The 12,482-nt window shown below is 58.2% G+C and carries 12 protein-coding genes; 6 read left to right on the top strand and 6 right to left on the bottom strand.

Annotated elements, in window-relative coordinates; genetic code table 11:
- Positions 1 to 560: 560 nt before the first annotated feature.
- On the top strand, positions 561 to 1,952 hold the full coding sequence (locus AC07M7_RS20070; RefSeq protein ID WP_313170253.1) for a site-specific integrase: 1,392 nt from the start codon (positions 561 to 563) through the stop codon (positions 1,950 to 1,952).
- 13 nt (positions 1,953 to 1,965) lie between these two features.
- On the opposite strand, the gene AC07M7_RS20065 is transcribed toward AC07M7_RS20070, so the two are convergent.
- The 4 genes from AC07M7_RS20065 to AC07M7_RS20050 form a co-directional block, all read right to left on the bottom strand.
- The gene (locus tag AC07M7_RS20065) at positions 1,966 to 2,562 is read right to left on the bottom strand and encodes a toll/interleukin-1 receptor domain-containing protein (protein ID WP_495208131.1); all 597 of its coding nucleotides are present in this window, start codon (positions 2,560 to 2,562) and stop codon (positions 1,966 to 1,968) included.
- 396 nt (positions 2,563 to 2,958) lie between these two features.
- On the bottom strand, positions 2,959 to 4,656 hold the full coding sequence (locus tag AC07M7_RS20060) for a coiled-coil domain-containing protein (protein ID WP_495208130.1): 1,698 nt from the start codon (positions 4,654 to 4,656) through the stop codon (positions 2,959 to 2,961).
- A 38-nt stretch (positions 4,657 to 4,694) separates the two neighbouring features.
- Positions 4,695 to 5,807: a dsDNA nuclease domain-containing protein gene (locus AC07M7_RS20055; RefSeq protein ID WP_495208129.1), complete on the bottom strand. Its 1,113-nt coding sequence runs from the start codon at positions 5,805 to 5,807 to the stop codon at positions 4,695 to 4,697.
- 388 nt (positions 5,808 to 6,195) lie between these two features.
- The gene (locus tag AC07M7_RS20050) at positions 6,196 to 6,498 is read right to left on the bottom strand and encodes a helix-turn-helix domain-containing protein (RefSeq protein WP_093819109.1); all 303 of its coding nucleotides are present in this window, start codon (positions 6,496 to 6,498) and stop codon (positions 6,196 to 6,198) included.
- A gap of 130 nt (positions 6,499 to 6,628) precedes the next feature.
- Between AC07M7_RS20050 and AC07M7_RS20045 the strand changes: the two genes are divergently transcribed.
- The 4 genes from AC07M7_RS20045 to AC07M7_RS20030 all read left to right on the top strand — a co-directional run bounded on the left by AC07M7_RS20045 (position 6,629) and on the right by AC07M7_RS20030 (position 9,061).
- Positions 6,629 to 7,381 (top strand): hypothetical protein, encoded by a 753-nt coding sequence (locus AC07M7_RS20045; protein WP_495208128.1) that lies wholly within the window; start codon positions 6,629 to 6,631, stop codon positions 7,379 to 7,381.
- 31 nt (positions 7,382 to 7,412) lie between these two features.
- Positions 7,413 to 7,733 carry a lipoprotein gene (locus tag AC07M7_RS20040; protein ID WP_495208127.1) on the top strand — a complete coding sequence of 107 codons (321 nt, stop codon included), beginning with the start codon at positions 7,413 to 7,415 and terminating at the stop codon, positions 7,731 to 7,733.
- 7 nt (positions 7,734 to 7,740) lie between these two features.
- Positions 7,741 to 8,202, top strand: a complete 462-nt coding sequence (locus AC07M7_RS20035; RefSeq protein ID WP_495208126.1) for an ABC transporter permease — start codon at positions 7,741 to 7,743, stop codon at positions 8,200 to 8,202.
- Positions 8,203 to 8,314: 112 nt separating this feature from the next.
- Positions 8,315 to 9,061, top strand: coding sequence for a hypothetical protein (locus AC07M7_RS20030; RefSeq protein WP_495208125.1), 747 nt, complete (start codon positions 8,315 to 8,317; stop codon positions 9,059 to 9,061).
- Positions 9,062 to 9,676: 615 nt separating this feature from the next.
- Here the strand turns inward: AC07M7_RS20030 and AC07M7_RS20025 are convergent.
- Together AC07M7_RS20025 and AC07M7_RS20020 are read right to left on the bottom strand one after the other, a co-directional pair.
- The gene (locus AC07M7_RS20025; protein ID WP_241895516.1) at positions 9,677 to 10,321 is read right to left on the bottom strand and encodes a DUF3800 domain-containing protein; all 645 of its coding nucleotides are present in this window, start codon (positions 10,319 to 10,321) and stop codon (positions 9,677 to 9,679) included.
- A 769-nt stretch (positions 10,322 to 11,090) separates the two neighbouring features.
- Complete coding sequence (locus tag AC07M7_RS20020; protein WP_046982826.1) at positions 11,091 to 11,885, bottom strand: isocitrate lyase/PEP mutase family protein; 795 nt, start codon at positions 11,883 to 11,885, stop codon at positions 11,091 to 11,093.
- A gap of 123 nt (positions 11,886 to 12,008) precedes the next feature.
- On the opposite strand from AC07M7_RS20020, the gene AC07M7_RS20015 reads away from it, so the two are divergent.
- Positions 12,009 to 12,452 (top strand): GNAT family N-acetyltransferase, encoded by a 444-nt coding sequence (locus AC07M7_RS20015; RefSeq protein ID WP_046982827.1) that lies wholly within the window; start codon positions 12,009 to 12,011, stop codon positions 12,450 to 12,452.
- Positions 12,453 to 12,482 lie beyond the last annotated feature (30 nt).

Raw genomic sequence — 12,482 nt, 5'->3', positions numbered from 1 at the left:
TACGCTTTGACATGAACACTCCTCATGGCCTGAATCGGCCTTCTTGTAAGTGTCCGTGAAAACGGGGGTGAACCCGACCGACTGGCTGGAAACGTCATTGGTCTTAATCCATTCTTTGACCATGGCGTCTTGTCGGCCATCGCTTTGGCTCACGAAATCAAGAAGCTTCGGCCCAACGGCCTAGTCGTGGAAAGCAGGATCGATCAAATAAGGAAGGAGATATCCTCACTTGCATTCCCTCGATAGCCAGGAAACTGTGAGTAAACTAACAGTGAAATACACTAATTTATGATCGGTTCATCATTACGGCATTGGCTTGTTAGCTTTTCTTAGTTAAACAGTACGGTAATGACTCCGAATATTGGCCACCCCTCCGATTACAAGCCATTGATTTAAATGCAAATGCCATAGGATTTCCAGGCGGTACGATTGGCCGGGCCGAGGCGCAAATCGGCACCTCTCTGGCAATGCCTAAGGCCGTGAACAAGACCCCGATTTTTCGTTGACGATTTTTGGGCCCGCAGTATCTGTACTTCCATCCTTCAGATGGAAGCAACGCAGTGACCTCCCCCACCTCGCAACACCTCAACTCCTACCTCGCGGACCCTACCGGCACGCTCAAATTGACAGACGTTCGCATCGGTCGCGTCCGCATCGGCGAAATGATTGTGACCGGCCGAGAGGCGGCGATCCACGCCCAGGAAATCATCAATGACGCCTGCGAGCGGACCCGCCGCGCTCGCCTTGGGAAGAACGGCACACGCTACCCAGAGCCGCTCCCCGTCGCTGCACCTGCCCGCCTACTGTCGATCGAGATCCGAGACTACCTGGCTGACCGGGAGCGCATGGGCTTGGCACGCAACACCATCGAGGCCACGGCTCGGACATTGAAACTGCTCCAGATGGCCTGTGGGGACATTCCCGTTTCCCGCATCGACCATGCCCACATCTACAGGCTGTGGGATCTTCTGCGCTGGGCTCCGCCGCTGTTGCTGTCTGACCCCATGTATCGCGATTGGACGTTCGAGCGCGCGGTCGCCCGAGGCAAGGCGCTGCGCGTTGACCCGCCGGCTCCCGCCACGGCCGAAAAGCACCGCAGGTTTTTGGTTACATTCTTCGGGCGCTTGGAACACGCAAAGGCCATCGCCGCTTCACCCATGCGAGTCTTCGCGGAGGTCAAGAAGGACCTGGCTATTGACCCCAACAAGGCCGAACGGTTGTTTGATGAGGCCGACCTTCAGCGCATCTTTGCGCCCCAGACCTTCATCCCGTGGGCCATGAAAGCCCCGCATCGGTGGTGGGTCCCCATGCTTGGCCTCTACACCGGCGCACGTATCAATGAGGTCGCGCAGCTGAAGCTGGCGGACATTGTCCAAGAGAGCGGCGTGTGGTGCATCCGGATTCAGAAGACCGTCGACAGCGACCTTAGTCATAAAGATCGCAACCGGAGCAGGCAAAGCCTAAAAGGCAAAGCGGCTGTCCGCACGCTGCCCATCCCCCAACCGCTGCTCGACGCAGGTCTCCTGGCATTCGTGGAAGACGTGCGCGCTTGTGGCCATCCTCGCCTCTTCCCACACCTCTCTGCCGGCGTGCGACGTGATACCGGCGAGACGAACGCCCGTTACAGCCAAGGCGTCCTCAATCAGTTCAGCCGATACATGAAGGGCTTAGGATTTCCGCCAGGAGTTGGATTCCATGCCTTCCGCCACACCATCGCCACAGAACTGCACCACAAAGGTGTGCCTGATGAAGATATCGCCCTGGTCACGGGCCACTCCATCAGCAAGAGGGTTCCGGTCCTGCATGAGGCCTATTTCCACAAGAAGCCCGAGTTAGCACGAACGAAGCAGATCGCAGTTCTGGAGAAGTATCGCCCTGACGTGGTGCTTCCGGTCTACCAAGCGGGGCAGTTCGAGAGTGCGTTGTCGGACCCTCGCAAGTTCTATCCTTGAGAAAATCGACCGCCTAGAACTGCGGTCGTCGGCCGAGGGGCGGGACGGGAGGGGCGGCGTTATGAAGGTCCCGGACTAACGCTTGGAAGTTAGTGTTGTATCCCGGCCCATCACTGAGATCTACGAACATCCTTCCTCTAAGGTTTACAGGGGTGTTTCCGGCATCTCGCCGATCTTTGATGACGGGGATGAATCTCATAGACAAGGGATCGCCGGCAAGCTGTGCGGCGGTCACCAGATGCTCATACCCAACCCCACCCAAGCGCTGGTTTGCCCGGTTCATATAGTTTTCGGTGCAGACCACGATAACCCGATCACAGGCAGCTGCCTGTTCCATGAAATGGGGCAGGTCCTGTCCGAACCGAAGGTGTGTTCGGTCCGAGATTGCGTCGACACCGTTCGCCCGCAAATCAATCACTAGCCTACGGACCCACTCCAGATGCTCAGGTGAATCCCAAGAATAGGAAACGAAGACCTTGGGTGGCGGAGATGGGTCATCCTGCAAGATGCCGTTTCGAACCAGGACATCTAGCAGATCAACGTCCTTCACCGCCCAGTGGGTGCGCGTGTGTTCCCAGTTTCGCTCCGAGATATCCAGCTGGCCAAACATCTCCTTTAGGCGAGTAGCGGGGATAGGGCCTACTCTCGCGTCAATGGACCAAGTGATTCGCACCCCCCCGTAACGAACTTGGATGTCCTCGATCCGACCGACCTGCGAAGAAGGCCCAACGTCACTTCCTCGATCTTCATAGGCAAACAGCGTAGGAAGCCCCTTAAGGGCAGTAATAGTATCCGCAGTCAAGGTAGCAAAACGTTCTGCTAGCAGCGGGACGGTGTGCTCAAGGTAACGTGGCAGCTCAAGGATGAACTCGTCCTCATCCCAAGTCCCCTCCCGATACACCATCAACAAGTTATACATACGCTTCCATACTGACTGAGTTAGCCACGACAGATGACCAGGGCTTTCCGACAGGATAAGCCCCACAACGAGTTGCGGCGATGAGGATCAATGTGCCGACATCTCTCGAATGGCTTGGAAACCACGAATCACCTCAGATGTCTGCTCATATTCTTCGGTGGAGAGCAGCGAATACTTCGTGTCCAACACCAATGGGTCACACCCGAAATCAACCTCTGCATCGTCGACCAGCAACAGGATGAGCTGAGATCCAATCGGCCGTTCGTCCCTGATGAAGTGAAGAAGATTCAGGTGATTGATGTCATCCTGGTCCTGCTGTTTGGGCGAATCCAGCACAATCGGACATCTCACAGCGTCCTCTGCATCCCAGATGAGATGAAGGATTGCATAAACGTAAGCGAGGATGGCGCGTGGCCGGTCACTTCCGGTCTCTTGAATCTTGAGCATCAGCGACTTAAGGAAGTCTTCTTGGAACATGACGCTGAGCTTCCTGGCAAAGCCAGTCAACAACCGAGCATACGTCTCGAGGATCTCCTTCTTTCGCTCCGTTGAGCGCGCATTTTTTAGCCGCTCCGCCGCCTGCTTAATCCGATAGTCCAGAGTGGCGATCTCCTGAACAAGATCAGCAACCTGATCGTCCAGCTGTGAGGAGAATCGCTTCTGTCCTGCTCGCTCAAGTAGACGTGCGAACGTGACCTGCCCCCGTCTGCGAGTGAGAAGATCATTGAACCTTTGCTCGTCCTCGGTGGCGTCTTTGAGGCGCTGACGACTGATAGCGATCTCACCAGAGACAATCGCCTGAGCATTCATCACCTCAACTAAGACATCGTCTGTCCGACTTTCATCTTGCGCCAACGCAAACCGTTCACCAAACGAGTTCTCGTGAAGCTGACCACAGGTCGGGCACTCTAGGTCTTCACCCTCATGCTTCACAGCGAACATGTAGTCCGCATGCAACTCCCTGCGAACGCGGTCGAGAATCTCCCGCTGAGCCTCCAGTTGTAGGCGGCGCTGGGTCAAGCCTGAGAGCTTTGCTCGCTCTTCCTCACGGATCTCCACCAACTGCTGGAGCATGCCCACCACGCGCTCAATCTCCTCGGAAAAGACTTCCGGATCGATTTCTACGTCGATGTCTTCAGCAACCGTGTCCTTGGCTCGTTTCTGAAGCGAGCGCAATCCATCCAACTGCTTAGCCGGCTCAACTCTGGCAGCCATTGCTGTCGCCTGGAGCTCTAAGGCATCGAAATACTCAGCACCTGTCACGCCCACGTGGAAGTTAACAACGTCTTCTCGCCAGCGAGCGAACTGTTCTAGACGAGCAAAGGAAGTCCAAGGACTGCTCCACCCAGCATCCTGGTCCACATAGAAAGGGATAAACAGGTAGGCCGGCGGCGGAACGACCACCTTTTCGGCCCGATTTTTCAGCCGAAGCTTGGCACCCAGCAACTCATAGAGAGCCGGCGCGAGCCCTTCAGTAACACTGGTGTAGCAACCTCTGACGCGCTCTGATTCGATCAATGTGAAGGTTCTTCCCTCCTTCAACATGACGTAGGAATCGCCATCGACAGTGAACTCCAGCGCCGATATGACGCTCGCACCTTTCCAATCCGGGTGGATCTCTGCCGCTTCTGCGCCCAGCGTCCCATAGATGGACTTGGCTAACGATGACTTGCCTACGTCATTTAGGCCCTTGATCACCGTCACGTCGGGGTGGAACTCGACCGACCTTGCTTTTCGTTCCCGATGGGATACGAGATGAAGCCTTTGAAAGACTAAGTTTTTCATGAGTCCTGGTCCTTAGACTGCGCACCAGCATCCGGAAGTTATTGGGGTTGGTTTTCATAGAAGGTCATCATCACGACAATGAGTTCCTGTTCCGGGGAAAGCGCAGCAGCGCCGTATCCGGAGTCACTTCGAGCGAGCGCAACGGCAGCGTTCGCCATGTCAAATAGCGTTGAACTATTGGCCATGACGCTCTCACCCGCTGCGACAAGGATTTGCCTATCTCGTCGGAACGCTCCATCCAACGGGCTCTGCATCCTTGAGAAGTAATCCGGATAGGCTTCCCGGAGCTTGACCCGAACAGGAAATGGCACGTTGTCTTTGTGTAGCTCTGCGAGGACATTTGCCCAGGCACCAGCGGCTGGGGCCACGGATCGTGCGCTGTCAAGCATCAGGTTAAAGGAAGCCCGGTCGATCCCTTTTGCACTGCAAACCTCGGAAATGGTCCCGGAGGGCCTTTTAGCTACAGTCCGTCTACGCAACTCGTCAAACAGGGTTCTGTAGAAGGCCTTGGGCCGAATGTGAGCGCCTTTGACGTGCTGATCTAAGAAGTTGGTCACCAAGCCGACAGCGGTTTCGTTGTGTGTATCCAGATGAATCTGGGCAATGGAAACCGTTAACTGCTCCCGGAGAGGCTCTTCAAAGTCCTCGCCCAGCTCGTCCGCCAAGCAGGTCCTCATAACCTCCCACTCTGTAGGCTTTAACACCTTGAAGAGTCGCTCACCAGATGGCTCAGAGGCCTTTTCGGTGACAGGGAAGCCATAGCCGCTTCCCACGTTGGTCACGAACTGGAAAGTGACTTGCTCCTGCTTTAGCTGAGCAGCCTTGGCGCACAATCGCCCAAGGATGGAAGGTAGAGCGTCGCCACTCTTACCCTTCTTCCGATTCGTCAGCTTCTTCAGCGTCCAAGCACTTTTTGCGCTGGTCTTGATCTGATAGAACGCGGCGCATGATGGCTGGTCTGGACAATCCAGGACAGCGATGTCCTCATGCAACTCGCAAAGGAGCACGTAGTTCCCTGATCCTTGGTGCAGGGTCAGTAACCGAGCCAAAGCCCAGTTCTTTTGGTAATCGAAACGATCCGCAGAGATCGCGCCGCCTTCCTCTGCCAATGGAGCCGTGGACAGGAAATCAGCGATGACGGTCGAACTCATTTCCCGAGGCCCCTTCCGTCGGATCTCCTTGCCCGACGCCTTGCCTCGATTAGAGGCATCTTTGCGACTCAAGTCAACATTGGGCCAACACACTCAGAACAATCAATAAGTTGTGGGAAACCGTCTATTTCCCTGGGCACTGCTAATCCCGCCTCCAGACGTCCGCGACGACAAATTGCGAAGGCTGTTTGAAGTGCCACCTCCCTGTGGCACGCCTTGGTCATCTCTGCTTGGGCTTCGGCGGCGGCGTTTTGATCGTCTCAACCACCGACCCCTTTTTATCCCGCTGAGCTTCCTTCACGGGCTTGAACTGCCCCGTTCCAGCATCGCGTCCGACTTTCCTCGTTGCCATTTGCAGCTCTCCTTCTAGAAAGGGAACCAACGACAGTCACCGCTTGAGCTTTTTCAGCAACCAAAGCGCCGCATCAGCGCGCTCCTCCGGCGAAAGCTCTTCCAACGCCAGAATAACGTCGGCCATGTGGTCATCTCTCGCGACCAAGTAGGCCATGGGCACGCCCAGCACGTCCGCCAGCCGCCCCAGTCCATCTAGGTCAATCCCACTGACTTCCGTCTCATACCGGTTGACCCGGCTGCTCGCCAGCTTCTTATCGAGCCCCATCAGAACTCCCAAAGCACGCTGACTGGCGATGCCACGGAGCTCCCGCGCCTGCTTGAGCCGCGCGGCAAACAATGATCGTGGGGACGGATGAGGCACGTGAACCGCAGTTGAAATTTCGGGTGGACAGCATGACGTGGTCCCTCAATGCATGGCAGACTCTTCATGAAATGTAGCACCCTCCAACTCAACCGCAGGGGATTTCATGAAGAAGAACACCATGGGAGTGGCGGCCGGCCTTGCCGCGACGCTGTTTGTAGCCGCTACCGCCTCGGCCCAGGCGCCCGCTGAAACGAAGCCCGGCTTCTTCCGACAGTTGGGGAAGAGCTTGAAAGACGCCGGCCAGCAAGCACTGGGGGCCAAGCCGACAACCGGGACCGCGTCGGCCGCTGGCCCCCTCTACACCCCGATCAGCGGTACGGGCCGCATCAACGGGCTGTTCAAGAACGAGAACCACCAGGCCGCCCAGATGGGCAAGCTGGACTGGCCCCGGGTGGCGCTCAGCTTCAAGGAATGGGGCGCAAGCCTGCCCTGCTGGACGGTTGAAGCCCGGATCTGGACCAGCGCCACCGCGTCGACCTTGGAGACGTTCCGAGCCTGCGCCGACGCCCCGTTGACCATCCGGGACGACCTGGGGGAGGAAGCGGAACTCAACAGCAATGCTCGAGCCAAGGCCACCACCGACGTGATGGTCGGCCTGAGGGTGAGGGCCGGAAAGCCGAACACGGGCGACGACCGGACCACTGGCCCTACCCCACCCCGCGAGCCCTTCAACGTGCGCACCACCCGCGACGGTGTGGCGTGCCAAGCCCGAAAAGTGGCCCTGAGCGTCGCTTGGGTCTCCGGTTTCCTGCGGGCGGACGACCTGTATCCCGGCCCTTCGGGAATGCTCACGCCCTTCCGCGACACCCGCATGTGGATCACCGGCTTCGATCCGGGCGGCAACCGCGACAAGTAAGACCCCAACACTCAACTAGGAAGAGACCCTCATGAACACGATCAGGACCATCGCTTTCGCGGTGACCACCGTTTTGGCACTGGCGGCCTGCGGCAGCAAACCCTCCGACGAACAGGCTCAGAAGGCCATCACTGCCGAGTTTGAACGGGTGCTGGGAAGCCAGGTCTGGGTGAAGGAGTATCGGGACTTCAGCCTGAGCGGCTGCAAGAAATCGGAAACGGCAGAGGGAGTGATTTGCGACGTGGGAGGCTCGGTCGTCTTGGACATCGGTGGCGTAGCCCAAGCCAGGCCGTTCGTTCAGCCGGTTCGCTTTTCGAAAGCATCCGGCGAGTGGACCGCCCACAAGCTCTGAGGCCACCATGACCACGCGTTCTTACGCTCATGTCGGTTGCGCGACGGTCCTGCTGGGAGGCGCCGGCCTGTTGTTCGTGGCCGGCGGCCTTGAGGCCCTGAAGCAGCGAGCCCCGCTGGGCTGGCTCGCTATCGCGGGCGGCTTGGCCATCTGGGCCATCTTGGGCTTTCTCTACTGGATCAACGCCCGAGCTTACCGGCGCCAGGAGGAGGCCCAAGGCCAATCGTACGCCCCCTCCGCACCCCAGCGCGGCGGGTTCTGGAAAGGGTTCTTCGTGACCTGGGCCATCGTGGCGGCTGCCCATCTGGCCTCTTTTCTGGGCATGGGCTTCGCTGACCTGCTGCCACATCCTGAGCAAGCCCGGGCGATCTTCAGCCTGCTCGTCCTGGCGCTTGTGCCGACGCACGTGGTGGCTCCGGTGTTGGGCGGGGCTGTTTACAGCCTGGTCCGCTCAACGGAGCTGAGGTAGGCGCCTCTTGACCATCCTTTCAAGAGGCCCCGCTTCGGCGGGGCCTTTGCGTTGCGTCCTCTCATTAAATCTGGCAAAACGATTCTAGGACGTATATCAGCGAGGCAAGGGAATGGCGGACAGTGGAGCGGACGGGGAGCAGACGAAGAAGGAAGCCGGCAACGCCGGCGCCAAATCGCCCTCGCACATCGCTTCTGCGCTAACAACGATGGCGGGCGGCATCTTGGCCATGGCTACCCTGATCGGGTTCTTCCTCCATTTGTCCGGTGATGTCGCGCATTCGACCTACTTGACAGAGATGGGGGTTCCTGCGGCCCTCTTCCCCCAAGCCACCGATGCAAAAATCATCCATGGCTACTACGTGGTCATCATCCAAGGCATTCGGCTAATCAGCGACATTCCTTGGGGCATCGTGCTCACCATGATCGGAATGTCCACGCTCTCCATTGTCATCGCGCGTGCGCCCGTCAAGGAGAACACGGCGATGCGAGGGTGGCTTGAGCGGCGATCCTATTGGGTCAGACAACCCATCGTTGCGCTCCTGGGATCAGCGGTGTTCCTCTCTGCCGCAGCGAGCGTCGGTTGCTTTGTCCTGCTACTGGCCATCGTGCCGGGCCTTGTAGGGGAGAAGTTTGGCAAGAGCAAAGCCGACGAAACAAAGGAGCTGTTTCTTGCGGAAGCCTCGGCAAAGACCTCAGAACTCTGGAAGGATTCAGAGCGCCTCACTGAAGGCCGCATTGTTGAGACCAGTGACAACTGGATCGCGATCTACGACAGCGATTTACAAATGGTGCGAATTCTTAAAAATGATCGCATTGAAATAAGAACGCGTCTATCAACGGCAAAGACGCCTCATTAGGTAAGCACGACATCGTCGAAGCCATCGTAGTCCCCGTCATCTTGCGGGCATGCGATTACCGTCGTGCGCCCTTCGGAAACTGCTAGGCACGCCCAAGGACGAAAAACCGGTGACCCAGTGGCCTGATCACGCCGAGACTATCCTCCAGGTCGCCAGGGCGGCCGCGGACGATGCCGCTGGGTAGCGTCGTGCTGTCCAACCTCAAGATCTGGATTTGGTCTATCGCCTCAAGCGCGCCCAATACGCCCGTCTCTATCTGGCCCAGACGATGTGGCAGCTCGACCGGCAATTCGCTCCAACCAGGCTAGTCAGGCTGTTGGCGACCGCAGCAGCCGCAAAGCCTTGCTAAGAGAAGACGTTGCGTGGTGTAACGGTAATTCCGACTGAAAGTGCGTAATCAAGCGTTGACTTAGCCTTTTTCGTAGGAAGTGTGACTGCCTAAACGCGCGAGCGAACATCCTCGTAGCGGCGCTAGTCAGCCATTACAGCAACGAGTATGACAAGCGCGCTCAAAGGGTATCAAGCTGGGCGCCTGCGATGTCACCATTAGTGACCTTGATCGATAAGGTCAAGTAAGACCATGGAACTTCGGCCCGAAATTCAGCACAAAAAACGTCAGAAAAAAAGCTTCTTAACTTTCATTTTAGGCGACAACAAATTAAAGTGATCACTTCGGCCAAATTCGAAATGAGAGTGCACTACACCTGAAATAAAATCCGCAAACTGAAGGTTTTTTGAATACTTACTTTCAATAGTCTGCGTCACCAGACGCGTAGCAACTCCCAAGTCGAAACCTAGACATATCGATAAATAATCATGCATGCTATTTCCGCTTTGAACCTTTATCGAACGCGGGTCAGGGATAAAATTCACCTTTGCGTGCTTGGCCATTTCGTCCACAAGCATTAGCTTGACCATGTAGTTATACAGCTTGTTACCGTCATCACGAAGGTGAGTAGCAACTTTCTGCTTTTTCACCACAATGGCGTGATACTGAATAGCAGGAAACTTAGTGCACAGCTGAATAGCTTCTTGAACGAAGTGAGAACGAGATTTCTCAGGGGCCCGGATCCACTTCTTCTCTTTCTTATGATCCCATTTGCTGCCCTTGTAAACATTCTTCATCACCCTCTCCGGGCGATGGTCGTCAGCAATGGGCATTGATAGCCCTGAGATAACAAGATACCGGCTCGAGCCACCTGAGCCATACGGCGACTCGAACGACCACCCCAAGTCGCCGCTCTCGTCAACGTAAAACATATGCTCCATGCGCAAGCCCTGTCTCGATCCATAAAAAAGGCCCCCTTGCGGGGGCCTTGTAAATATTGTCAGCCCCCAGGGCCGACGCGCTTAGATCGCGCTTACGACGCCTTCAAAGGTATCGCGGATTACCCAGGAATTACCTGACATGAATGATGATACATGATCCTACTGCTAGGCGCAAGCCGCCCACGACTTCCGCTCTTCCATCGTCGCATATGCCGTCCGGACTACAAGTTGCACCCTCCGTCCGGTATGCTTTCTGGACACAACACAGGACACATGTCCGGTTTGCGATCAGCTGCAGGGTCAAGAGGTTAGGTTCGGGTCGATCCGATCCCCCTCTCTCCGCCAGACAAACGCAAAAGGGCCGCCCACAGGGTGGCCCTTTTGCGTTTGTCTGGCGGATGGGATGGGTGGTGAGAAGCCACGCCGGGGTTCGACGGTTCTGCAGGAGCAGAACCGGACCGCCGCAGGCGGGTCCCGAGGCGCAACGCGTATCGGGATCGGGTGCATGGATGCACCCGACAATCCCCCTGGCGCGGGACGCGAAGTGCACTGCGCGCGCTTCGCCCCAAACGTTGCGGTGCAACGTTCGGGCCCCTCCCTTCGCCCGCCTCTCCCCGCCCCTGTCGGGGCAGCCCCTCAACAGAGGGGCTTGTTCCTCCAGCTGCATCAGTAGATCCACACCATGCGTGGATGCCTCGGCCCGGTCGAATCGACTATCCGCCCATGCCCCAGCCTCCCGCTGCTCCCGTCCCCAGCACCCTCACCCTTCGCTGAACAGGTGGTTCAAGGCCGCATACCCCGGTGCGCCCTCGGGCATCGCCATCGTGCCGCCGAGAAAATCCGTGGTCGCCGCAACCGTCGCCGCCCATGCGTGCATGAACAACGCGGGCCCTGCACTCAGCCGCCGCACGCCGGCCTGCGACAGCGCAGCAAGCGACGCAATTCCAGGCAGCCACATGAGGTTGAGGGGCAGCGGCACGGCGCTGGCAACCGCATCAGCCTCGTCCAGCGCACGCAGCCCCGGCACAAAGCCGCCGTCGGCACCGGCACGTGCATAGGCCTGCAGCCGATCGATGCTCATCCTGACGGCCTCATCACCTCCGGCCAGGCTGCGCAGATACACATCGGTGCGCGCATTGATGAAAAGCGATCGCCCGCAAAGCGCCGAGCGGATGGCAGTGATCTTGTCCACCAGCGCCGCAGGACTGCCGGCGCCGTCTTCGATGTTGATCCCGACCGCACCCGCCTCCACCAGGCGCAGCACCCGCGCAGCGACCGCATCGGGAACATCGCTGTAGCCGTCCTCGATATCGACCGTGACCGGCAACGAGACCACACGAGCGATTTCGGAGACCCGCTGCAGCAGCGCGGTATCAGGCAGCGCACCGCCATCGGCATAACCGCAGGACCACGCCATCGCAGCACTCGATGTTCCCACCGCGCGAGCGCCCTGCTGCTGGACCAGGCGGGCGCCACCGGCATCCCATACGTTGGGCAGCACGTAAAGATCGGCGCCGTGGTGGAGTTGCACGAAACTGGCGTGAGCGTTGGACATGGAACCTCCTGACGACGGGGACCTGCAGTCTGCCTCCGAACCGGTTTCCGGGCTCGCCATGTTCAGACATCAATGGCACGGACCTCGCGCACAATGTGTCCGCCACCACCCTGACGTTCCTTCATGACACCCCGCCCCTACTGCCGCAGTGACGTAACCGCCTGCCTGTCGATTTTCGACAGCAACGTACCCACCTACTTCGCGCCCGAAGAGCGCAGCGACTTTGAACGCTTCCTGCGTGAACAGGCAATGGACTGTGCATTCCAGGTCATCGAGCGCGATGGCAGCCTCGTGGCCTGTGGCGGCCTGTCGCGACGCGGTGATGGCAGTGCCGGTTTCTGCTGGGGCATGGTGAAGCGCGCGCTGCACCGGCAGGGGCTGGGGCGCGAACTGGCGCTGGCGCGCCTGCGTCAGGCCGAAACTGATCCAGCCATCAATCGCATCACACTCAGTACCAGCCAGCACACCCAGGGCTTCTACGCCGGTCTGGGCTTCCAGGTGACACGTGTGGTGCCCGATGGCCACGGCGCCGGGATCGACGCCGTGGAAATGGAACGGGTGCTGTAGCCTCCCGCAGCCGGCAGATCCACGCAGGCG

The organism is Stenotrophomonas sp. GW821-FHT09E08, assembly GCF_059416125.1.
The sequence above is the reverse complement of the archived record's forward strand: the minus strand, read 5'-3'. Positions and strand labels throughout refer to the sequence as shown.

Bases quoted from the DNA above. Each gene is read 5' to 3' on its own strand.
- AC07M7_RS20065 (WP_495208131.1), bottom strand. From the start codon at position 2,562: ATGTTTGGCCAGCTGGATATCTCGGAGCGAAACTGGGAACACACGCGC.
- AC07M7_RS20060 (WP_495208130.1), bottom strand. From the start codon at position 4,656: ATGAAAAACTTAGTCTTTCAAAGGCTTCATCTCGTATCCCATCGGGAA.
- AC07M7_RS20055 (WP_495208129.1), bottom strand. From the start codon at position 5,807: ATGAGTTCGACCGTCATCGCTGATTTCCTGTCCACGGCTCCATTGGCA.
- AC07M7_RS20045 (WP_495208128.1), top strand. From the start codon at position 6,629: ATGAAGAAGAACACCATGGGAGTGGCGGCCGGCCTTGCCGCGACGCTG.
- AC07M7_RS20040 (WP_495208127.1), top strand. From the start codon at position 7,413: ATGAACACGATCAGGACCATCGCTTTCGCGGTGACCACCGTTTTGGCA.
- AC07M7_RS20035 (WP_495208126.1), top strand. From the start codon at position 7,741: ATGACCACGCGTTCTTACGCTCATGTCGGTTGCGCGACGGTCCTGCTG.
- AC07M7_RS20030 (WP_495208125.1), top strand. From the start codon at position 8,315: ATGGCGGACAGTGGAGCGGACGGGGAGCAGACGAAGAAGGAAGCCGGC.
- AC07M7_RS20025 (WP_241895516.1), bottom strand. From the start codon at position 10,321: ATGTTTTACGTTGACGAGAGCGGCGACTTGGGGTGGTCGTTCGAGTCG.
- AC07M7_RS20020 (WP_046982826.1), bottom strand. From the start codon at position 11,885: ATGTCCAACGCTCACGCCAGTTTCGTGCAACTCCACCACGGCGCCGAT.
- AC07M7_RS20015 (WP_046982827.1), top strand. From the start codon at position 12,009: ATGACACCCCGCCCCTACTGCCGCAGTGACGTAACCGCCTGCCTGTCG.